Source organism: Sorangium sp. So ce834 (assembly GCF_051521425.1).
Taxonomy (GTDB): Bacteria; Myxococcota_A; Polyangia; order Polyangiales; family Polyangiaceae; genus Sorangium; species Sorangium cellulosum_D.
On record NZ_CP150351.1, the window covers coordinates 12924412 to 12945926 of the forward strand.

16 protein-coding genes are annotated in these 21515 nt (G+C 69.1%); 4 read left to right on the top strand and 12 right to left on the bottom strand.

The window, feature by feature from the left end; translation table 11 throughout:
* Positions 1 to 31 precede the first annotated feature (31 nt).
* Positions 32 to 1228, bottom strand: a complete 1197-nt coding sequence (locus WMF20_RS47285) for an FAD-dependent monooxygenase (protein WP_437608311.1) — start codon at positions 1226 to 1228, stop codon at positions 32 to 34.
* 243 nt (positions 1229 to 1471) lie between these two features.
* Here WMF20_RS47285 and WMF20_RS47290 point away from each other — a divergent pair, with 243 nt between their 5' ends.
* Complete coding sequence (locus tag WMF20_RS47290) at positions 1472 to 2509, top strand: STAS domain-containing protein (protein ID WP_437608313.1); 1038 nt, start codon at positions 1472 to 1474, stop codon at positions 2507 to 2509.
* A 23-nt stretch (positions 2510 to 2532) separates the two neighbouring features.
* On the opposite strand, the gene WMF20_RS47295 is transcribed toward WMF20_RS47290, so the two are convergent.
* The 3 genes from WMF20_RS47295 to WMF20_RS47305 all read right to left on the bottom strand — a co-directional run bounded on the left by WMF20_RS47295 (position 2533) and on the right by WMF20_RS47305 (position 9180).
* Positions 2533 to 4428 (bottom strand): hypothetical protein, encoded by a 1896-nt coding sequence (locus WMF20_RS47295; protein WP_437608315.1) that lies wholly within the window; start codon positions 4426 to 4428, stop codon positions 2533 to 2535.
* Between the two features lie 191 nt (positions 4429 to 4619).
* Positions 4620 to 8516 carry an RHS repeat-associated core domain-containing protein gene (locus tag WMF20_RS47300; protein ID WP_437608317.1) on the bottom strand — a complete coding sequence of 1299 codons (3897 nt, stop codon included), beginning with the start codon at positions 8514 to 8516 and terminating at the stop codon, positions 4620 to 4622.
* Positions 8517 to 8868: 352 nt separating this feature from the next.
* Positions 8869 to 9180 carry a hypothetical protein gene (locus WMF20_RS47305; protein WP_437608319.1) on the bottom strand — a complete coding sequence of 104 codons (312 nt, stop codon included), beginning with the start codon at positions 9178 to 9180 and terminating at the stop codon, positions 8869 to 8871.
* Between the two features lie 281 nt (positions 9181 to 9461).
* Between WMF20_RS47305 and WMF20_RS47310 the strand changes: the two genes are divergently transcribed.
* Positions 9462 to 10691, top strand: coding sequence for a winged helix-turn-helix domain-containing protein (locus WMF20_RS47310; RefSeq protein WP_437608321.1), 1230 nt, complete (start codon positions 9462 to 9464; stop codon positions 10689 to 10691).
* Here the strand turns inward: WMF20_RS47310 and WMF20_RS47315 are convergent.
* Positions 10688 to 11251, bottom strand: coding sequence for a hypothetical protein (locus tag WMF20_RS47315; protein WP_437608323.1), 564 nt, complete (start codon positions 11249 to 11251; stop codon positions 10688 to 10690). The two genes, WMF20_RS47310 and WMF20_RS47315, sit on opposite strands and share 4 nt — an antisense overlap.
* Before the next feature lie 265 nt (positions 11252 to 11516).
* Between WMF20_RS47315 and WMF20_RS47320 the strand changes: the two genes are divergently transcribed.
* Positions 11517 to 12716: a glycosyltransferase gene (locus WMF20_RS47320; protein ID WP_437617241.1), complete on the top strand. Its 1200-nt coding sequence runs from the start codon at positions 11517 to 11519 to the stop codon at positions 12714 to 12716.
* A gap of 187 nt (positions 12717 to 12903) precedes the next feature.
* On the opposite strand, the gene WMF20_RS47325 is transcribed toward WMF20_RS47320, so the two are convergent.
* From WMF20_RS47325 to WMF20_RS47355, 7 genes are all read right to left on the bottom strand, one after another.
* Complete coding sequence (locus WMF20_RS47325; RefSeq protein ID WP_437608325.1) at positions 12904 to 13353, bottom strand: type II toxin-antitoxin system RelE/ParE family toxin; 450 nt, start codon at positions 13351 to 13353, stop codon at positions 12904 to 12906.
* Complete coding sequence (locus WMF20_RS47330) at positions 13268 to 13588, bottom strand: addiction module protein (RefSeq protein ID WP_437608327.1); 321 nt, start codon at positions 13586 to 13588, stop codon at positions 13268 to 13270. The genes WMF20_RS47325 and WMF20_RS47330 overlap by 86 nt, the downstream gene beginning before the upstream one ends.
* 106 nt (positions 13589 to 13694) lie before the next feature.
* On the bottom strand, positions 13695 to 14195 hold the full coding sequence (locus WMF20_RS47335; RefSeq protein ID WP_237244753.1) for a hypothetical protein: 501 nt from the start codon (positions 14193 to 14195) through the stop codon (positions 13695 to 13697).
* 13 nt (positions 14196 to 14208) lie between these two features.
* Positions 14209 to 14724: a hypothetical protein gene (locus WMF20_RS47340; protein ID WP_437608329.1), complete on the bottom strand. Its 516-nt coding sequence runs from the start codon at positions 14722 to 14724 to the stop codon at positions 14209 to 14211.
* 27 nt (positions 14725 to 14751) lie between these two features.
* Complete coding sequence (locus WMF20_RS47345) at positions 14752 to 15474, bottom strand: hypothetical protein (protein ID WP_437608331.1); 723 nt, start codon at positions 15472 to 15474, stop codon at positions 14752 to 14754.
* Positions 15475 to 15927: 453 nt separating this feature from the next.
* Positions 15928 to 16317 carry a hypothetical protein gene (locus tag WMF20_RS47350; protein WP_437608333.1) on the bottom strand — a complete coding sequence of 130 codons (390 nt, stop codon included), beginning with the start codon at positions 16315 to 16317 and terminating at the stop codon, positions 15928 to 15930.
* A gap of 132 nt (positions 16318 to 16449) precedes the next feature.
* A complete protein-coding gene (locus WMF20_RS47355; RefSeq protein ID WP_437608335.1) occupies positions 16450 to 19077 on the bottom strand; it encodes a transglutaminase-like domain-containing protein in 2628 nt (875 codons plus the stop codon).
* A 688-nt stretch (positions 19078 to 19765) separates the two neighbouring features.
* On the opposite strand from WMF20_RS47355, the gene WMF20_RS47360 reads away from it, so the two are divergent.
* On the top strand, positions 19766 to 21481 hold the full coding sequence (locus tag WMF20_RS47360) for an ABC transporter substrate-binding protein (RefSeq protein WP_437608337.1): 1716 nt from the start codon (positions 19766 to 19768) through the stop codon (positions 21479 to 21481).
* Positions 21482 to 21515 lie beyond the last annotated feature (34 nt).

Sequence of the window (21515 nt, forward strand, 5' to 3'; positions counted from 1 at the left end):
GAGCGAGCCCCGGCAGCTCCGAACGCGGCTTTCAGCCTCCGTTCGGGTAATCGGGGAGCTCGATCTTGCCGGCCGGCGAGGAGACGAGCCAGCCCTCGCGTCGCCGCAACAGGGGGCTGGACGCGAGCCGAAGGGCCGTGTGGAGGAGCGAAACGCCGAGCCGCGATCTCGGGTGCGCGATCCAGGGGACGCCTGGGGGGAGCTTCTGGGCCAGGTCGACATAGGGGCGCATGCGCTTTTCATAGGCCGCGAAGGCGTCTCGATGGTCGGAGCGCCGCGACAGCGCTCCCGCGAGCACGTAGGCGCCGACGAGGGCGAGGGTCGCGCCCATGCCGCTGACCGGCGACGGGCAGTACGCGGCGTCGCCCACGAGCGCGGCGCGACCGTGCGACCAGCGTGGGGCCATGACCTGGCTGACCGCGTCGAAGTAGACGTCCTCGGCGTCGGCCAGCGCGGCGAGCACCCGCGGCGATTCCCAGCCGGCGTCGGCGAAGACGCGCGCGATGAGCGCCTTTTGCTCGGCGGCGCTCAACCGCTCATGGCCTCGCGTGGGGGACAGGAACCACAGCGACGCCCGGGTGGTACCCACGTTGTCTGGACGCAGGAGGATCGATCGGCTGCCGGGGGCGTGGTACCAGCGAGCCCACGCGGTGTCGGACGCTCCGCGGGGGATCGTGAAGTAGCTGCCATAGAGGCCGAGCGGGCGGATCGTGGGCTCATCGCCGACGATGAGCGTGCGGGTTCGTGAGCGGATGCCGTCGGCGGCGACCACGAGGTCGAAGTCGCGCTCGGCGCCGCGCTCGAAGGAGACCGTCACCCGGTCGCCGTGGTCGCGGAGGCCCGTGATCTGATTGCCAAAAATATACTCCGTCGTGTCTCGGGTGCGGTCGTAGAGGATTTGGGCGAGGTCGCCGCGAAGGATCTCGAGCTCCTGGGTGAACCCGCCGCCGTCCGAGCTCGCCGCGGGGAACTCGGCCTTGGTCACGTCGCGCTCGTCGACGAAGCGGAGCCCCTGCTCCCCCGTGTTGGCGGCTCGGATGTCGCCTTCGATCCCCATGCGGCGCACGACCTCCCGCGCCGCGCCCTGGACGTCGATGTTCTGCCCGCCGAGCCGGAGCGCGCCGGCGCGCTCCACGACGACGGGTCGGAAGCCATGGCGCGCAAGCCAGAAGGCGAGCGCCGGGCCGGCGATGCTCGCACCCGCGATCAGAACAGCTCGATGTTCCACGGATGATTCGCTCCTATCTCTTGCAATCGCCGTGAGGCGGTGGGGCCGCTCCGTCTGCGAGGCTCTAGACATTGCATGAATTCACGAACTGTCGAGAGCGACCGAATCTTCCACCCACGGTGCCAAAGAAGGGTTGCCGCCGGCGATGCGGTGTACGGGCTCGCGATGCAGGCGACCTCTGCGGTAATGCGGTGAGCCGACCTCTGCAGTGGTTCGACCTCCGGGGCGGAAGCTGTACGGCTCTTGCGCTTCGCCGTCGAGAGCTCCGGCGCGCAGCGGGGCGCGCTGATCCTGGAGCGCGGCGAGTGGGTGCGCGTCGAGGCCGTCGCCGAGGACGGCGCCGAGGTGCGCGTGGGCCCGCCGGCGCTCGTCAGCAAGAGCGGCGCTGTCGCCCCCGGCGTGATCGACATCGTCACGAGGACGAGGAGCTCCGTCCTCGTCGGGGACGCCGCGCAGGACGCGCGGTTCGCGGGGGATGGCTATGTCGCGGCGCGGAGGCCCAGGTCCGTGCTCGGCCTGCCCATGGTGAGCCAGGGGCGCCTGACGGGGATCCTGTACCCGGAGAACAACGCCGCGCCGGACATCTTCTCCCCCGCCCGCCTCGATCTGCTCGAGCTCATCGCCTCGCAGGCGGCCGTCGCGCTGGAGAACGCGCTGCTCTACGGGCGCGTCCAGGCGACGAGCGACGTCATCCGCCGCGACAAGGACGCGCTCGAGGCGGCGGTCGCCGAGCGCACGGCCGAGCTCTCCGCGGCGAAGGCGCGGCTGGAGGAGGAGCTCGCCGAGCGGGCGCGCGTCGAGCAGGCGCGGGCCGAGCTCCAGGACGATCTCATCCGCATTCAGCGCGACCGGCTCGCGGAGATGTCGTGTCCGCTCATCCCGATCACCGACCGCATCATGGCCATGCCGTTCATCGGGACCATCGACGCGGAGCGCGCGAATCAGGCGCTCGAGACGGCGCTGCGTGGCGTATCGGACGCGGGGGCGCAGGTGGTCATCCTGGACATCACCGGCGTGAGCGTCGTGGACAGCGCCGTCGCGGCGACGCTCCTGCGGACGGCGGCCGCGCTGCGGCTGCTCGGCGCGGAGGTGGTGATCACCGGGGTTCGCCCGCAGGTGTTTCGCGCCCTGGTGAGCCTCGACATCGATCTCGGCGGGCTCGTGATCCACGCGACGCTCCAGCGCGGGATCGGCTATGCGCTCCAGCGGACCGGCGAGGCCCCGCGCCTCGCGGAGCTGGCTTCCCGGGGGCCGAGAGCCCTGCGCGACGTGCCGCGGTGATCCCGGGGCTGCGGACGGGCCAACTAGGGCAGCCACCGGCCCACGTCGGCGATGGCGCGGGCGACACCCACGAGCGCCGCTGTGCCACCCAATCGTCGCACCAGCGGTGAGAGCTCGGTGAGGCTGCCGAAGCCCACCAGCATCCCGGGATATTCGTCGGTCCAGTCGTTTCCCAGCTCGTTGCAGAGCACCCTGGCTGCATCGGCAAGGGGCATCCAGGGCGCGCACGCCGCCAGGATCCGCAGCGCCAGGCGGTCACCGTGCGCCCAGTACGCGGCCATGACCTCTCGTACGGCCTTCGCGCGCATCTCATCGGGAAGATCGGGCAGGATGCCCGCGAAGGCGACCATCCGCGATTCCCCTTCCCGGCTCTCCGCCAGGCTCCAGGCCTCCTCGGGCGAGAGGTTCGTGGGCCGAATCACCAGATCTCTCGCGAGATACCCGTCGACCTCCTCGTGCTTCGCGCCCGCGCGGATCCGACGGGCGCGCTCGGGATCGGCTGCGCTCTGGTCAGTCGCCACGTAAGGGATAGGTCGGGGAAAGACCTCGCCAAGACCTGCGCACGCATCTGCTGCCCACCGCTGAACGAGCTGCTGTTCCGAGCCTGTCAACACGGAAGCTAGCGTCACCAACGCCTCGGCACGCTCGCGCGCAGCTCCAGCTGGCCTGTTTAGATCAATCGGTGACTCAACATAAGGGCCTGTCCGATAATCTACTTCTTCGTGACTACCATCTTTTGCAAATAGAGCTCCTTCGACCAGCGCGCATCGAACAATGGCGCAGAGCAGCGTTGCTCTTTCGTGCTCGGCCACTCCAGTGCATTCTGGACTGCACGCCGAGACAAGCGCGTCCTCGGCGGCGTAGCGTGCGCGACGAGCGTCGGTGGTGAACCCGACCAAGCCTCCGGGGCGGTTCGTCCAGATCTGGAGCCACTCGGGCGAAACAAGGCTCATCAATTCAGACACCGAGACAGAGCGCCGCTGCATGTGGGCGCCCAGATACTCTACGAGATAGGATGGCCACGCATCAGGTACGACCGCTCCGCGCGTGAGCGCCGCCTGCCCCCTCCCGATAATAGCGTCTTCGATGGACGTTACCTTGTTCGCGTCAATTGTCCAGCTTGCACGGGTCGGATCATCGCGGAAGGAATATCTTTCATTTTCGCGCAGCACGATGGGCATGTGGGCAGAATGTGGCCCGTTCTTGAAAGCTTCAAGCCCGGTCTCGTCCAAGCCAATAGCCGAGACGAGATCGTCCTTCGATACGGGAGCGAGCACCGTCCCAAGTGCATCGAAGAAGCGGACCAACGAAGGTTCAATCTCGCCAACTCTCTCGATGGTTCGCCGCGCCTGCGTCGATCCTTCTGAAGAGTCGATCTCGCCGGCAAGCAAGAAGAGGCTCGTCTGCTCCGGAGACCAGGCGAGGCGTTCATACAGCCCCAGACCGCGCGCGGAAGTGCTCTCCGGACTGGTGGACGCGATGATGTGTGCACCATCGTACGCTTCACCCAGGAAGGGCATTCGCCTGTGCGGCCAACCATCTGCCGCCCGCTCGAGCCCGTCCACGATCACGAGCAACTGGGGACACTCCTCGCTGGGAACCGAAGAGACCGAGTCGACATCCCGCAGTGCCATTCGGATCGACAGCATCAGCTCTTCGGGGCTCCGCGGCCGACTGAAGACCGCCGTTGTTGAGCTCCGAAATAAGCCGAAGAACAGCTTCAGCATATCGCGTTCGACTGCGGTTCCAAAGCACGGGCTTACCGGGACAAAGATCACCTCGGCTGCCTTGCGCTCCACGATCGATATGGCCCATCGCGCCAGGAGGGCCGTACGTGCCCGCGGATCGGCGCTCACCACCAGGGCGCAGGCAGGCCCGCCGGCAAGCCAGTCGTCAAGTTGTGTGAGCAACGAGAGCATCTCCGGCGGCGTCGGTCGAACGAGAACCTCTTCCGCGATAACCCGCCAGAACGCGGCAAGCCCGCGATGCGAACGCGCGTAGCCTCCTTCCGGACCGCGCAAGGAGTCGAGTGCACCGCGCCTCGCAGCAAGCGCCGGACCGCCAGTCGAGTCGTCGGCCCTCTCCGCCCCCTCCGCGCACGTACGTGTGTTCATCGTGATCCGTTGAAAATCTTCGCCGTTGCAGGATTGTAGGTCGACTCCCCGTTCCAGGGAGCGGTTTTCCCAGGTCTGGTCGGAGGGTGCCCCTGGACAGACGTGTGAAAGATCCCCATCTCTTTCAGCATCGCCTTGCAGGCAGGGCAGGGATTGGCTGCGACTCGCTTTCCACGCTTGTAATTGTCCGCGTTGCCTTCGTACGTCTCCAACGTGTAGCCTTCCTCCTGGAAAAGCCTGGCGATGTCCGCTTTGGTGGCGCCAGGGCCTAGCCGATGCGCCAGGTTGGTGAGCGCCGAGCGCTCGGCGCAAGGTTTGCCGTCAGGAACGGCGCTGTGCGACGGCGGAAGGGGCCGACCCGTGTTCTGATTATGACCATCGGCGACGATGTTGCCGGCTCTGTCCTTGATGACCGAGTACATCAGCCCCTCGACGTCGACCGCCGAGGTCGGGCAGTTCGCCGCGTACGCGAACACGTTGAGGCCGCCCTCGATCCCTAAAGGATCTGCGCTGATGTACCGGCCGAGCTCTGGATCGTAATAGCGATACCTGTTGTATGAGAGCCCGGTCTCCTCGTCCGCGTATTGCCCCCGGAAGCGCAGCGGCGTGCTCGTCTGAGCGCCTTCCAGCGCCGTCGCGGAGCCCCATGGGTCGCGCGCGAGCTCGCAGCCGATCTGCCCATCCGATCCGACGAGTATCTCGGGCGCGCCCAAGTCGTCGTTCAGGTAATGCCACCACGCCGACACGGTGCGTGTCCCGCCCTCGGCGTGCGCTTCGCGGTGCGCGACAGGGACGGTCCTGCCGTGCTCGAATACGTACGTTCGCTCGTCGACGATCGGGTTGCCCGCGGCGTCGGCTCTGCGTCGAATCTCGTGCACGAGCGCCCCGCCATCCCAGACGAAGCGCGTCGCCTCTAGCTCCCGCTCGGAGCCGTCCGCCGCGCGGGCCAGGAGCCGCTTGGCGACGCGCCGGCCAAACGGATCGTACTCGAATGCGACGATCTGGCCGTCGGGGCGTTCGACCCTCGCCAGCATGCCCGACGCTGACCAGCGATACCTCGTGACCTCCTCCTCGCCTGAAGCCGAGCGCCTGCGTCTCATGATGAGGCGACCGTCATCGTCCCACGTGAACTCGGCGCTCCCAGCGCGCTGAATCCGACCGCCGGTTGCGTACGAGCGTGGGGGGGCCCCGGGCGTGACGTCGTGTAGGTTGCCCGCGAGGTCATACCGGTACGAGGCCACCTCACGCCTGTCGCGGAGCACCTGGGCGAGCTGGCCGACCGGGTCGTACGCGTACTGCATGCTTCCACCGCGTGCTGTCCAATGTTCCTGGAGGAGGCCGGTCGGCGCGTACCGGCGCCCCTCGACGTACACCGTCCCCGGCGGCAATCGCCCGATCCAGGCGGGCTCCAGGGAGAGGTCCCTGCCTGCGGCGCCGGGCGCGCTCGCCACGATCCGCCGTTCAGCGAGGCGCCCGAACGCGTCGTACGCCATGTCGATCCGCGCTCCACCCTTGAGCGAGCGCGTCAGCTCACGTCCCGTAGAGTCGCGGACGGACACGGCCTCGGCCTGGCCGTCGAGGAAGAGCGCGACTTGCTGGCGCACGAAGTCGTACGACCACTGCGCCGTATGGCCGAGCGAGGTGCGGCGGGCGGCAATCTCCCCGGTGATCCGATGATCGACGTGCACCGTGACAGGAGCGCCCGCGACGTCCTGTGTCTCCGCGACGATCCATCCTCGTTCGTTTCTGTTGAACGTGAAGCGACCCGCGGCGTTTACGGCGCAGACGATCTCACCGCGCCCATTGTACTCGAAGGATTCCTCTGTCCCATCGTCGAAGGTGCGTCTCGTGAGCTGCCCCGCGAGATCACGTTCGTACTCGCTGCGCTCGCCTTGCCCGTTCCTGGACCACACCATCCTGCCCAACGCGTCGTAGCCGTACTGCAGCACGCGGCCGTCGAACGTGCGCTCGCCGACGATGAGCCCGGCGAGGTTCCTCTCGTAGCTGTGCCGCTCGCCCCGGCCGTTCGTGATACGCATGAGCCATCCTTCGCGGTTGTACTTCAGCTCGGTCACTTCGCCGTTCGGCCGCTCGATGCGAACGGGCTTGTGAAGCCCTCCATAGTACATTCGCGTCATCTGACCGTCGGGCTCGGTGATGCTCACGAGGTTGCCGGCGCCGTCGTAGGCGTAGCGCTCGACCGAACCGTCCGGAGAGGTCACGGACAGGAGGCGTCCGCCGTCAGAGTAGGTGAAGGCCGTCCGCCCGCCGCGCGCATCCCAGATCTCGACGCACCGGCCCCATGCGTCGTAGCGCGCCCGCGTTTGCGCGCCAGCCTGATCGATGTGCTCGACGACGTTGCCCTGCGCGTCGCGGCGGAAGACGAGCCCCCTGCCATCGGGCCAGCGGACCTCGATGGGCAGACCTCGCGGATCGAAGCGAACCGAGCAGGTGGCGCTGATCGGATCGGTCCGGAACAGGGTGTCACCGGCGCGATCGACGCGGGTAGTCTCCCCGTCCGGTCCGATGACCGCGGTGATTTCGCCTGTCGCGTCGCGCTCGATCACGGTGCGACGGCCAAGCGGGTCCACGACCTCCAGCTCGCGCCCCAGGACGTCGCGCTTCCAGGTCGTCCGCGCCCCGAGGGGATCGGTGAACGAGGCGAGAAAGCCTCGCCGGTCATAGGTGCGGTCGAAGACGCCGAGCGGCGTCACCGCCTTGTCAACCAGCCCGTGCGCGTTGCCAAAGTACCGGTGTAGAGCCACCGAGTCGACGACCTCGCAGTAGCCGTCCCCTGAGTACTCGAGCTTGATGTGCAGGATCCCCTTGGCCCTGGTGACGTGATCGGCGAGCATCGCAGGGACGTCGTCAGTCAGGCTCGGATCTGCCTTGCCCGGGTACTCGCCCCACGTCTCGATGCATCGGCTTTCGCCATCGTATCGAAAAGAGAACATGAGTTCAGTTGGGTCCGTGGTTGACGTCAGCCGATTGTTCTGGTCGTACGTGTACCGCGTGACGTGTCCGTCGGCGTCCTCTACCTGGATGAGCCTGCCTTGTGGGTCGTAGGTGTATCGGGCGAACGCGACCCACCTCCCCTGGACGACGGTGTTCTTTGCTTCAAAGGCGGCGATCCGGCCGTCCCGCCCGCGCAGCACGCGGACGACGCGCCCCGAGGCGTCCGTCGCCTCGACGAGAAGACCGCGATCGTAGGCGAGGACGATCCGGTTCTGTGCTCGGTCGCCGATAACCGTCACCAGGTACCGCTCGCCCTCGTCGGAGGCGACGCGCTCGCCGAAGATCAGGTGCTGCCCATCGGGGAGAGCGAGCCGGAACCCGGTGCCTTCGCGGTGGACGATCCAGCCGTGAGGGCCGATGATCCCCGTCCCGGGGGGCACCTTGCCGATGTCGTGCTCGATGCCGTCGAACGAGCGGATACGGACCGATCCGCGGCGGAGAAGGAGCTGCCACGCGAGCGAGTGGGTCCACCCGAACCCGATGCCGACATCGCGGTCGCGCGCGCCGCTCGAGTACGTGCGCTCGATGACGAGCGGCAGAGGGCCGGGAAAGGCGACGTCGACGGCCGGCACGGTGAAGACGCGCCCGGTCACCACGTCGACGGGATCACCGCGCGACATCCTGCCGCTCGTGCCGGAGCCATGATGGTTGGGGCATCCACCGCCGTCGGTCGAGCCGGTGCCGCACGAGCCGGCGCCCTTGCCGCCGCCGTCCGCGCCGTTGCCTCCGCTGCTGCCGTTGCCGCCCTGGCCGTCGCCCGCGCCGTTGCCGCCACGACCGCCGGAGCCCCCGCCACTGCCGCCGCCCCCCATCACGAAGACGCCGGGGTTCATGCCGGGGATGGCAGGGATGTTCGGAACCGGGGCGGTACGTGCCATCCGCCGAGCATACGCCAGCCGGCCGGGCGTGCGGAGCGGCTGCGGCAGGCCATAGGCTCGGGAGGACCGGGGCTCAACCTGGCTCGCCCCGGCTCGATCCCGGGGGGGGTTGCAATTCCTTCGCGCGGTCCCGCTGGCCTCGATCTGCCGCGCTGCGCGCGGCCGCTCCTGCCCGGCGAGGACGAGGCGATGGACCGCGCGCTGCGGGGCACGCTGACCCTCGGCACGCAGGGCTGCAGCTTCTACAGCCAGCTCGTGGTCACCGGGCCGGCCACCGCCGACACGCACGCCGAGCTGGGAGGAGGAGGTGGAGCACATTGGAACAACCCACCGTGGCTTGCCCACCCCGACGTCAGTCGGGGCGCTCGACGAGCTCGATGCGAGTCCACACGTCCCCCTCACACGATCCCTCGGCTTCGATCCAAGCGCGGCAGCGCTCGCACTCGGTATAGATCTCGAAACGCGCGGGCAACCGGAAGCGCTCCCGGTCGCAAGCCGGAATGGCACACTCCTCGTCGACGTGTTGCCGTGGTGGTGAACGCATCCCCTGCACCCATTCGAACAGGCCGCAGGGACCGTCCTTTCCCTGCCAGCCGTCGAGCGTGGTCCCACACCTGGGGCAAGCGAGCTGCGGTGCCGGCGTGTACCAGTCAAACATCCCCATGCTGGAAACCCCTCGATGTGGTTGATTCGCCCGACGGCTCGGCGGTGCGCTGCCGCGCCGCAGGCGGGTTCAGCACCAGCCCTCCCGTAGGCCGCACTTTTCGTGGCATCTTGAACCGTTCGCGAGACGCCGCGCGGCTCCGCCTCGCGCGCCGCCGACGGCCTTTGGCCCAACTTGCCACCGTCCTGCTGATAACAGAAGCCGGCCATTGCGCGCGCCGCAGCGTTGTACTTTCTTTGCTCGGGCTCTATGGTGCGGGCCCGAACGGACGGAAGGCGCGGATGAAGGATACCTTGTCGGCGGCGGAGGCCCGGCGCATCGCGCTGGCGGCGCAGCGCTTCCGGGCGGAGCGGCCCGGGCCGGCGGCGACGAAGCAACAGCTGACCCGGCTGATCGAGCGGCTGGGCGTGGTGCAGATCGACAGCGTCAACGTGGTCTCGCGCACGCATTACCTGCCGGCCTTCTCGCGGCTGGGGGCCTATCCGCGGCCGATGCTGGAGGAGCTCGCCTGGGCGAGGAAGCGGCCGCTGCTCGAGTACTGGGCGCACGAGGCCTCGCTGCTGCCGCTCGCCACCCAACCGCTGCTGCGCTGGCGGATGGCCGATGCGCGCGACGGGGTGGGCGTTTGGAAGGGCGTGGCGCGCTTCCTGCGCGAGCACCGGCCGGTGGTGGACCGGGCGCTGGCGCAGATCCGCGAGCGCGGGCCGCTGGCGGCCTCCGAGCTCGAGGTCGGCGCGAAGGGGGCGGGCGGCTGGTGGGGCTGGAGCGACGCCAAGCGGGCGGCCGAGTGCCTGTTCTGGACCGGCGAGCTGACGACCGCCACGCGGCGGGGGACCTTCGAGAGGGTGTACGGCCTGCCGGAGAAGGTGCTGCCCAGGGCGGTGCTCGAGGCGCCGACGCCCGCGCGCGAGGACGCCCAGCGCGCGCTGATCCGCATCGCCGCCCGGGCCATGGGCGTGGCGACCGAGCGGGACCTGCGGGACTATTTCCGCATGGGGGTCGCCGAGACGAAGGCGCGGGTCGCCGAGCTCGTCGAAGCCGGTGAGCTGCTCCCCGTGGGCGTGACGGGCTGGCGGGAGCCGGCCTTCCTCGATCCCGCCGCCCGGCGGCCGCGGCGGATCGAGGCCTGCGCGCTGCTCTCGCCGTTCGACAACCTGATCTGGTTCCGCGAGCGCACCGAGCGGATGTTCGGCGTGCGGGTGCGGCTCGAGATCTACACCCCTGCAGCGAAGCGGACCCACGGCTACTACGTGCTGCCGTTCCTCGAGGGCGACGCGATCACCGCGCGGGTGGACCTGAAGGCCGATCGCAAGGCGGGCGTGCTGATGGTGCAGGCGAGCCACGCCGAGCCATCGGCGGGCGCGCAGACGCCGGAGCGGCTGGCGGGCGAGCTGCGGACGATGGCCGCGTGGCTGGGGCTGGAGCACGTGCGGGCGGAGCCGAGGGGCGACCTGGCGGAGCGGCTGACGGGGGCGCTTTCGGGCGTCCGCGCGTCCCGCAGGAAGCGCTAGCCCGACACGCGCTCGACGAGGTAGCCCATCTCGCTCGTCTCCTCCTCCGCGCCAGCCAGCTCCTGTGGACCCGACGCTGGAGGGCCGATCCGCTCGGCGAACCAGCGCAGCACATCTCCAAAGGAGGCGCCGTCGAACAAGAGGTCGGAGCCCTCAGATGTCGGATGGGAGCTGTCTGGAGCGTAGATGATCGTCGTGCTCCGAAGGATCGTCGCCATGGCGCGGGCAGCCGCGCGAAGACCCTCGCGAACGTGGGGTTCGAACACGAATGACCACCATCGCGCGGGATGCGTGAGCTCGAGGCCCGTCCGGAAGACAGTCGCGGAGAAGCCGCCGGGACCAGACAGCGAAAGGTGTCCTTCCTCGAACAGCTCCTCGGCGACGTTGCTGTAAAGTGGGTCTCGGTCCCAGCGCCACGGACGAGGCGCGTCATCCAGGTCGAGGTGGACATCGAGCGCTGCTGCAGGACAGCCGAGCCGCGCATCCAGCAGCTCCGGAAGGTGATAGAGCTCGTCCCAGGAGAGCGAGTGGTCGAGCAATGCGGTGAAATCAACGCCCACTCGAAGAACCTACCACGGTCCTCAACGCTCTCGCCGTGCATGAAGCCGACGAGAGCGCGCCAACGAGGGGAAGCGTACTGGTTCGCGCGAGATCCACCGGCCGTTTCGGCCTGAACGGATGACCCGCGTCGCGGGCGTCTTCCCCCGCCTCCCGCTTCAGCATGTATACCGGAGCTCGGGCGATAATACGATGAAAAATCGCATCTGCGGTGCCATTTCGTCTTCCGTCATCCACGCGGCGCGCGTGGTGAAAGGGAGAGAGACGATGCGGGTATTGCTGACGGGAGTGGGGACGCGCGGTGACGTGCAACCCGTGGTGGCCCTGGCCGCCGAGATGCGTCGTCGGGGGCACGACGTGCGGCTGTGCATTCCGCCGAACTTCATCGACTGGGTGGCCGGCATGGGCTTCACGGCGAGCCCGATCGGCATCGCGATGCGTGCGCCGAGCGGGGCCGCCGCCGCGCAGGCCGCGATACCGACGCCGGAGCAGGTCCGCGCGCTCGTCGCGCACCTCGTGAGGGACCAGTTCGACGCGACCGCGGCAGCCGCCGAGGGATGCGACGCGATCGTGGCCGGCGGAGCGCACCAGTACGCCGCGCGGTCCATCGCGGAACGGCTGGGCATCCCGTCCGTGGTCGCCCTGTACGCGCCGGTGGCCCTGCCGTCGCCGGATCATGCGCCCGGCGGGGTGACTGGGGGCGACCCGGAATCCAACCTGCGACGCTGGCAGGACGAATCGCGGAGCTGGAACGAGCGGGTTCTCGAGCGGCTCAACGAGCATCGGGAGCGACTGGGGCTGGGTCCGCTGAGCGACGCCTTCAGCCACATCCTGGGCAAGGATCCGTGGCTCGCGGCGGACCCGGTCCTCGGGCCGCTGCCGGCGACGCCCGGCCTGGAGGTCGCGCAGATGGGAGCCTGGCTCCTTCTCGACAAGACGCCGCTGGTCCCCGAGCTGGAAGCGTTCCTCGCCGCGGGCGAGCCGCCCGTCTACGTCGGCTTCGGCAGCATGCCTGTGGACCCGCAGACCGGCCGGAGCGTCGTCGAGGCCGTGCGGGCTGCGGGGCGCCGCGTCGTCCTGTCGCAGGGGTGGGCCGAGCTCGATCTGGTCGACGACGCCGCCGACTGCATCGCGATCGGCGACGTCAACCAGCAGGCGCTGTTCCCGAGGATCGCCGCGGTGGTGCACCACGGCGGGGCGGGGACGACCACGACCGCGGCGCGCGCGGGGGTGCCGCAGGTGATCGTGCCGATGTTCTCGGATCAGCCGTATTGGGCTTCGCGCGTGCGGGCGCTCGGGATCGGGACGTCGGTGGCGCGTGGGGCGTTGAGCGCGGAGTCGCTCCGGGCGGCGCTGGGGGGCGCCCTCGATGAGCAGGTCGCTGCTCGCGCGGGCGCGATCGCGGGCACCGTGGCGGGGGATGGAACGGCCGTGGCCGCCGACCTCATCGCGAGGGCCGTCGCGTAAACCTCGAGGGGGCGCCGCGTTCGGCTATCGGGCGCGCGCAGGGACGTCGCTTGCGGCCTCGTGCGCGACGAGCTCGCTCGCGCGGAGCTGATCAGGGACAGGGACGGCCCGGGTGGCGGCGCCAAGGCGGCTCGCGGCCTCGCGAACCGCGGGGGCTGGTGGAGCCCCGGCGGCAGCCGGCCTGTCGCTACGACGTCGAGTGCCCAACCTGGGTTGGAGCGTCACTGGACGTCCGACGAGCGGAGCTTGATGGGAGAGCATGTGGCACTCCCATCACCCCTTTACTCCAGTAGTCCGGCTTCTGTTCTGCGTGTGGGATGGCCACCACAAGAATGCGCGTTGGTTCCTCTCGGTACACGACGAGATAGGGAAAGCGTGTCAAACGAACCCGACGCGTACCGTGACGGTAAGAGGGCCAGCGGTCCGGCGCCTCCGAGATTCGGTTCAATGCCGCCTCGATCTCTTCGGCGAACCGCGCCGCTACGCGTGGATCCCGTTCCGCGTACCACGACGCAGCCTCCTCGGCTTCCGCGAGCGCGGCTGGCAGGACCTCAAGGAGCTTCACGACGGCCGTTCGCAGCCGCCAGGATGCGGCGCCGGGCTTCCGGCCAAGGGACCGGCGTGACGACCTCGGCATCGACGTCGGCGAGACGTTGCTGGATCTCCTCGGCCCACGCAGCCTCGACCTCCTCGGTCGTCTGCTCGGGCTCGTCGAGGCTCTGGATCAGCGCGGCTGCCACGGCGGCTCGGTCCTCCGCCGACAGACGCAGCGCTGCGACCAGGACATTCGAAGCCGTCGTCGCGGCATCTCCCCGCCCCGACCTCGGTCGGTCGCCAACCTCTATCAACCTCGTGATCGGCAGCGGCGCCATGGCGTCGAGACGTCTCGCCTGCTCGCGCAGGTGCGGGGTCTCGCCTGCTCGCGCAGGCGCGGTGTGGAGACCTGCGAGAACCCAGGCACCGCGGCGGCGCAGCCGCTCACTCGTAATCGCTCCTCAGCGCCTCATAAAACGCATCGCTCATCAGATAATCCGCCCACCACGGCTCCACCGGCGTCACCCCCCGGCGCTGCTGGAACAGCACCAGGTCGTCCAGCTCGCCGTCGTACCAGCCCCACAGGAACCGGGCCCGCAGCACGTCCACGTTTCGCCCACGCAGCTCGGCCACCGCGTCCTCGAGCGACTCGTCGTCGAACTCGTCGACCAGCGCCTCCGCCTCGTCGATGATCTCGCCGAGGTAGGCCAGCCCCTTCTTCGTGATCTCGAACCGCGCCTTGCGGCGGTTGACCTCGACGAGATCCGCATTCACGAGCTCCTGCAGGACGTCCTCCAGCGGGCTCAGCGCCGACGGCAGCACGAGAGGAAACTCCATGCCTCCGTCGGCGGGCTTCAGGTCCATCTTCTTCAGCACGTAGATGCCGGCATAGACCAGCTTCTGCTCGCGCGACACGATCGGCTGTCTGCGTCCATCGAACATCATCTGACTCCGCCTCTCACTCCGCGATGCGCCAGGCCTCCGCCTCGAGGCGGATGTGCCGGCGCCCGTCTGCGTCGGTGTCGAGCCACGCGTCGACGTCGCCGTGGGCGTAATGCACGGGGGTGCGCCCCGCCGCCTCCGGCCGCCGGATGCGCGCGGCGTGGGGGTTGCACATGGCGAGCACGATGGCGCGCTCGCCCGAGAACGCGGTCGGCAGCCAGCGCTCGAGGAACGCCGACAGCAGCACCGTCACCGAGTAGTCCTTGGCGACCTCCTCGACGAAGAACTCGAGCTCCACGTCGTCCGCCAGCTCCTCCGGCTCGTCCGCGGCGTGCACCGCCACGACGAGCGCGTCGGTCACGCGGACCGGCGCCCGGTCCGCGCGGCCGTCCAGCCAGAGCGCGTCCACCCGGCACCAGCCGAACTGCGTGGACTCCACGTCCGGCTCGTCGCGGTGCTGCTCGAGGTTCAGCAGCTCCAGCGCGGGACGGCAGCGGAACGGGAGCTCGGAGATGCTGCGCAGGGGCTGCATCGCGGCAGGCGGCGCGCTGCTGCGCGGCTACGCGACGAGGCGCTCGGGCCTGCGGCCGCGCTCGCCGCGGCGGACGCCGAAGCGTGATCCGGCGCCGGACTTGCCGCTGCCGAAGCGGCTGCTGCCGACGTTGTTGTAGCGCCGACCGGTCTGCGACGACTTGCTGTGGTCGACGCCGGACGGGTTCGAGGCGCGGTAGGTGTCGCGGTGGGACCGCAGATCCGGCGCGCGGTTCGGCGGCGTGGTGTACGGCTGCGTGTACACCGGCACGTAATTCGGGCGCAGCGCCGACGACACCATGGCGCCGAGGAGCATGCCGGACGCAAGGCTCATCACCGGCGAGCTGTAGTAGGCGTAGTGGCCGAACCCGGACGTCTGGATCTGCGCGGCCCCTTCGCCCGAGACGTCGCGGCGGATGGTGAACACCTTCTCAGGGTCCTGCACGGTGCCGTCGCTGTTCTTGTCGAAGAACCCGGTGACGACCTGCGTCTTGGCGTCCAGGTCCTGGACGGCGACGCTGATGACCTCGCTCCCCTGGTAGATCTCGTTGACGCGCCGCTCGAAGTCCTCAGGCCCCTCGGCCGTCTTGTAGGCCTCGTTGACCTTATCGAAGTCGAGCTCGACGTTCGTGTTCTCGGTGGTCGCCCACCGCTCCTTGGACGGCCCGCGGCTGCTGGCGCTATCGCAACCGGCGGTTGCGAAGGCGAGGGCTGTCAAGAGCACGACGGGCAGGCTGGTCTTCATCATCATCTGAGAAGATCTGTCTGGGGCCGCGGGGGGATTCTGTCAAGCAGACGCTGATGAGCCCGGCGAGCGCTGCACGGAACCTCGTCTCTGCGGTAGCACGGACCGCCCCGCGCTCACGGAGATCGCCCGAGCGCCCGCGCCCGGGCCCGACAGCGGCCGCCGGCCGCCGGCCGCACACCCCGGCCGGTGCCGCAGCGCGGCCAACCGGGCTCGCGCAGGACGGGCGGGGGCGCTGGGGTCGACGCAGGGCCCCACCCAGAGCTCCGGCTGCAGGGCGTTCCCGCCGCCTGGCAGCGTCCTGACGGAGACCGACGTTGCCCCGGTGGCCGCCTCGCTGATGGGATCCACGTCCTTACTCGCCGCGTGCGAGGAAGCCCGTGACGCTGCCGTACACGACGGGAGCGACGTCTGGCAGCGCGCGGCACCGCTTCGTCAGGTCAACGCCCTGGGCTCGGATCAGGGCTGACCCGGGCACAGGAAGTAGGCGGGATCCACGAAGCCGCCGCAGATGGCGCGCACCTCCTCATTGCATTCGATCACGCCGCTGCAGCCGCATTCCGGCCGCGCTCGGCAAATCGTGCCGCGCCTGCCCGGCTCATTGCACCACTCCACGTAGACGCAATCGCGCGCCCTGGCGGCGACGCCTGCCTTGCCGGCTTCTTCGCCAGGTGTTCCGTCGGGGATCTCCGAGCTCAGGCTGGACTCCCCGATCCCGTGCAGCCGCAGGACTCCTTCCCCCAGATCCTCCACGGTGATCTCGTCGGAGCTCTCTCCCGCCTCGCCGCACCCGGCCAAGAACACCGCCGCGACGCTCAGGCTCGCCAGTCGTCCGAGAATGTGACCCATAGAACAAATCCTTTCATGAAATTCATGACCCAAGGTGACCGTCGCCCCATGATCTTGGAGCCCTCGTTCTCGTTCGACGATCTCAGCGAGGCCGCTAGGTCGAGCTCCTCCGCTCGGAGGGCTTCGGCAGGTTCAGTACTGGAGCTCCAGCACGTACTGGACCGAATCTCCCAGCTTGAGCCTGTTTTCCGAGTCGGGATACGCGTCATCCGGCTGACCGTGGTCGTGGAAGACGACCACGTACGACTCCCCCTCGGGAAGGGGATACGTCGTCGCCCGATCCTCGCAGCGCGCCGGCACCGACACGTTCCACCTGGGCGGCATCCCGGGCTCGTTCTCGGCGGGCGGGCCGTTGGGATCGACGTAAGGCCCCACGCAGAGCACCGGCTGCAGGGTGCTCCCGCCGCCCGGCACCGTGCTGACGGAGACCGCCCTCGCCCCGGTGGTCGCCTTGCTGATGCGATAGACGTCCTTCTCGCCGCGCCCGAGATAGCCCGTGACGCCGCTCTGCGTCAGCCAGAAGTCCGGCCCGGACTCGTACGCGGCCTGCAGGGAGAGGACGTCGTCCGCGCCGATGTCGTCCGTGGGGCCCAGCGGATCCCAGGTGACGGTGTTCGTCGTCGTGCCGCGGGGCTTGTATCCCGAGAGCACGAACGCCGCCCTGCCGTACTGCGCCCGCGGCGCGATCCCCTCCGAGTAGCGCTCCCAGAGGTATTGATACGGGGTGCTGCCCGACGCGTCCGGGTTGGTGGCGTCGAAGGCGTACCAGGGATCTGTGTCGCTGTTCGGGGCCGAGCTGCTGTTCTGCGTCTTGCCGCCGTGCAGGGGCACGCTCGGGATGTACGCCTCCGTGAAGAAATGGTTCCCCCAGCCGCCGAGGTTGCCGTCGCTGGACACGACCCGGGAGAGGACACCCGCGCTGCGGGCGATGGCCGCCAGGACCGGCGCGTAGTCGTAGCACTGGACGCCCCCGATCCCGTCCTCCCAGCCGAGCTGGGAGCCCGGCTTCGCGTACTGGAGCGATTCGGCGGGATCCAGCCCGTCGCTCAGGAAGATGGTCGACACGTCGCCCAGGTTGGTCGCCTGACTGTACCGGTAACGCTGCGTGACGAGGCGATACAGCCGGCGCATGGTCTCGAACTCGCTCGTGGTCCCCTGCGCCGCGGCCACCGCGTGATCGAGGAACGAGAACTTCGACTCGTCCGTCGTCCGGCGGAACGCCGCGGTGAGCTTCCGCTGCACGTCATACGGCGGCGACCACTCGTAGAGCACCGTGAAGTGGTCGCGGATGTTGTCTTGATCGCTGCCGTACCCACCGTTCAAGTTGACGCCGTCCTCGTCCTCGTCGTAGCCATACGTCTCGAGCTCAGCCTTGGAAATGGCGCCGCTGGCGACGAGCGGGTAGGGGTTGTGGATCACGTAAAACACGACGTCCTGCCCGATGCGGGCGCCCGAGGGGGAGAAGGCGCGCGCAACGTAGCGTCCGACGGGCGCGTCGCTCGGAACGGTGATCCGCCAGTGCTCGCGGTTCCGGCTGGAGAACGCGCCGTTCGCGAAGATCCCGCCCCGGTAGTCGCCGTCGGCCGGCAGCGACTTGGCCCAGGGCACCTCGGCGCCCGTGGCGTCCGAGATGATCCGCACCGTCGCGTTCTGGGTCCCGTTCAGGCTCGAGTCCTCGACGGCCACCGAGAACGTCGTGCCGCGGCGGACGGGCGGCGGGCGGACGCCGTTCGTGACCGTGGCGCCCTGCGCGAAGGCCACGCCCTCGCGCCAGGCGTCGTAGTCGCCCGTGCGCATCGCGCCCTGGTAGAGGAACTGGACCCGGTCCCAGCTCGTCTTGGCGGCCGCCGGTGCGAAGCCCTTCTCGCTGACCCCGAACCAGAACTTGGCGGGGTTGTAGCCGCTGGCGGCCAGCGAGAACTCGAGCGTATGCTCCGCCGCGTTCAGCTGCCCGAGCGGGAAGTTGTACTGGCCCTGATCGAACCCGCGGCGATAGAGCAGGTTCCCGTTCACCTTCACGTTGTCGGCATAGGCGAACTGGCTGGGATCGGTGTTCCGGTAGGCGCCTCCCTTGAGGAACACCGGGGACGCCGAGCTGTCGACCGCGACCCTGGCGCGGACCTGCGCGGCGGCGCTCGGGGGGTCGACCCACACGATCTTCAAGGAGTTCCCGGAGGCGTCGTAGGCCCTGAAGCTCAGGGTGCGGCCCGCGTTCGGGGCGACGTACGTGAGCTCGAAGCGATACCAGCCCTGGCGTGAGCCGGGGACGTCGTACACGCGCTGGCCGCTGGCGTTCGGCTGCGTTTGCTGGGTCTGGTCCGGCTCGCCTGGGCGCGAGGTGACCTTGACGGACTCGAACCTGTGGCTCGTGTCCACCTGCCCCGCGCTCGTCTTCGCGGCGAGCTCGAACCGGATCGTCTCTCCGGTCGCGTCCGGTTGATAGACGTGAACGACCTGCGAGAAGGTCCCGGAGCCGGTGAAGGTCTCCTCGACGGACTTCATGTAGACCCTGCCAGGCACCTCGAGGGCGCGGAGGGGCGCCAGGGTCTTCTGGAGAGCTTCGTCCGGGATCGTGGGGATGCTCGTGAGCTCCTGAGCGGTGGCCTCGACCGGGGTCTCGAGCGCGAGCTCGTCGTCGGAGCACCCGACGGCGGGGCCGAGGGCGCCGAGGAGCAAGAGGGCCAGAGCGTGGCCGTGACGGGCGGCGCCCCGAGCGCGGCGAGACGTGACGTGCGTCGACGAGATGCTGTTGTCCAACATACTGCCTTTCTCGGAGGTGCTGGGCCCCGCGCGCATGGCGTGAGCGGCCCATCGCGGCGAGCCGGCTCGCCCGCGGGCACGCGGCGCCCAGCGTAGACTCGACGGACATCTGGATCATTGTAAACACATTTTCCAAATCGAAGGATGCATGTCTGTCATGCATCCTGTGCATCCCGTCGCCATGGCCTCTCGCGGGCGCGAAGGCGCGCGCGGGCCACGACCCTCGGCGGGGAGCGCTTCGCCTTTCCGCAGCCCGGCCGCCCCCGCACGCGGAGCTCGCGGCGCCTCACGGTGGCCCGGCAGCGCCGCCGACCCCGGCGACGGTCGGCCCGGCGGCGGGGGGCTCCCGGAGGCCACGGAGCCCCGCCGCGGGCCGCGGCCGGGCCAGCGCGCGGCTGAGCCTGATCCAGGCCCGCGCGGCGAGGGCGCGCGGGCGCGCGCCCCGCCCGCTGCCCCGCGTCGGACGGCGGCGACGGAGCGCGCGACGACGGCCAGCCCTGTCCGTTGACATCCAACCACTTAACCGGTACAGCGATCCATGCGACGTCGAGCACGGCATCCGGGATCTCGTACGATCCACTTTCTTTCTTGTATGCCGCGTCACGGCGCCGCGTGCTGTCACGGGAACGAATCGTCGCGGGAACCCGGGGTCACCCGCGCGGAGAGGCTTGTCATGAAGGCTGGACCGATGCCGCGTCGCATCTTCTTCCTGTCGGCGCTGATGCTGTCCGCCAGCGCCGCCGCGGGCTGCTCTTCCAAGGACAAGGAAGGCGCCGGGGCGGCTCGCGGCGCTCCGGAGGGGTCAGCGGCGCCCGCGCCGAAGCCCGCGGCCAAGGGCGCCGCGATGGTCACGATCTCGCGGGAACAGCAGGCTTCCTGGGTGCGGAACTTCAACCCGCTGCTCGCCGAGGGGAACGTGCGGTTCCCGACCGTCGCCGGCATCTACGAGCCGATGCTCATCTACAACACGATGAAGAGCGAGTACACGCCGTGGCTCGCGACGAGCTACGCGTGGAGCGACGGGAACAAGAAGCTCACGTTCACGATCCGCCCCAAGGTCCAGTGGTCGGACGGACAGCCGTTCTCCGCGAAGGACGTGGCGTTCACGTTCGAGCTCCTGAAGAAGCACCCGGCGCTCGATCTCTCGGGGGTGTGGAAGTTCATCGACGCCGTGGCGGCGAAGGACGGCGCGACGGTCGAGTTCACGCTGAAGCGGCCCTACGTGCCGGGGCTCAGCTACATCGGGCACCAGCCGATCGTGCCGGAGCACACGTGGAAGGACGTCGCCGACCCGGTCACGTACGCGAACGAGAACCCCGTGGCGACAGGGCCGTTCACCGAGGTGAAGGTCTTCCAGAACCAGGTGTACGAGCTCGGCAAGAACCCGAACTACTGGCAGGCGGGCAAGCCGGCGGTCGACGGGCTGCGCTTCCCGGCCTACCCCGGCAACGACCCGATCAGCCTCGCGCTCACGAACGGGGAGATCGACTGGGCAGGCGCCTTCGTCCCCGACATCGACAAGGTCTTCGTCGCCAAGGATCCGGCGAACCATCATTACTGGTTCCCGCTCGTCGGCGGCACGGCCACGCTGTACCCGAACACGACGAAGAAGCCGTTCGACGACGTGCGCGTGCGCAAGGCGATCAGCATGGGCATCGACCGGGCGCAGATCGTCAAGATCGCGGCGAACAACTACACGCAGCCCGCGGACGCGACCGGCCTCGACGACTCCTACAACCGCTTCCGCAACGAGAAGGCGGCGGCGGCGGGCGACTGGGTGAAGCTCGACGTGACCAGGGCGAACCAGCTCCTCGACGAGGCCGGCTACGCGAAGGGCGCGGACGGGATCCGGGCGAAGGACGGAAAGCCGATGCGCTTCGAGATCAACGTCGTCACGGGCTGGTCGGACTGGGTCCGCGCGGTCCAGATCATCGCGCAGAACCTGAAGCAGCTGGGCATCGACGCTACCCTCAAGACGTACGACTTCAGCGCGTTCTTCGAGGCGCTCCAGAAGGGCACGTTCGACATGTCGATGGGCTGGACCACCGTCGAGCCCACCCCCTACAATTTCTACCGCGATCTCATGAGCGCGGAGCTGGTGAAGCCGGCGGGCGAGATCTCCGCCCGCAACTGGCACCGCTTCGGCGCGAAGGAGGCGGACCCGCTGTTCCGTGAGTTCGAGGCCGCGATCGACCCGGCCGAGCAGAAGCGCATCATCGACGAGCTGCAGATGATCTTCGTGCAGGCGGCGCCGGTGATCCCGCTCTTCAAGAACCCGTCCTGGGGCGAGTACAACACGAAGCGCTTCACCGGGTTCCCGACCAAGGAGGACCCGTACGCCAAGCTGACGCCGAACAACCCGCCGGAATACCTGCTCGTCCTCACCGAGCTCCGGCCGAGATGACTCGATGGCATCGCCCGCTCGGCGTCGGTCAGCC

Bases quoted from the DNA above. Each gene is read 5' to 3' on its own strand.
- WMF20_RS47295 (WP_437608315.1), bottom strand. From the start codon at position 4,428: ATGCTCTCGTTGCTCACACAACTTGACGACTGGCTTGCCGGCGGGCCT.
- WMF20_RS47300 (WP_437608317.1), bottom strand. From the start codon at position 8,516: ATGGCACGTACCGCCCCGGTTCCGAACATCCCTGCCATCCCCGGCATG.
- WMF20_RS47305 (WP_437608319.1), bottom strand. From the start codon at position 9,180: ATGGGGATGTTTGACTGGTACACGCCGGCACCGCAGCTCGCTTGCCCC.
- WMF20_RS47310 (WP_437608321.1), top strand. From the start codon at position 9,462: ATGAAGGATACCTTGTCGGCGGCGGAGGCCCGGCGCATCGCGCTGGCG.
- WMF20_RS47320 (WP_437617241.1), top strand. From the start codon at position 11,517: ATGCGGGTATTGCTGACGGGAGTGGGGACGCGCGGTGACGTGCAACCC.
- WMF20_RS47325 (WP_437608325.1), bottom strand. From the start codon at position 13,353: ATGCCGAGGTCGTCACGCCGGTCCCTTGGCCGGAAGCCCGGCGCCGCA.
- WMF20_RS47330 (WP_437608327.1), bottom strand. From the start codon at position 13,588: ATGGCGCCGCTGCCGATCACGAGGTTGATAGAGGTTGGCGACCGACCG.
- WMF20_RS47335 (WP_237244753.1), bottom strand. From the start codon at position 14,195: ATGATGTTCGATGGACGCAGACAGCCGATCGTGTCGCGCGAGCAGAAG.
- WMF20_RS47340 (WP_437608329.1), bottom strand. From the start codon at position 14,724: ATGCAGCCCCTGCGCAGCATCTCCGAGCTCCCGTTCCGCTGCCGTCCC.
- WMF20_RS47345 (WP_437608331.1), bottom strand. From the start codon at position 15,474: ATGATGATGAAGACCAGCCTGCCCGTCGTGCTCTTGACAGCCCTCGCC.
- WMF20_RS47350 (WP_437608333.1), bottom strand. From the start codon at position 16,317: ATGGGTCACATTCTCGGACGACTGGCGAGCCTGAGCGTCGCGGCGGTG.
- WMF20_RS47355 (WP_437608335.1), bottom strand. From the start codon at position 19,077: ATGTTGGACAACAGCATCTCGTCGACGCACGTCACGTCTCGCCGCGCT.
- WMF20_RS47360 (WP_437608337.1), top strand. From the start codon at position 19,766: ATGCCGCGTCGCATCTTCTTCCTGTCGGCGCTGATGCTGTCCGCCAGC.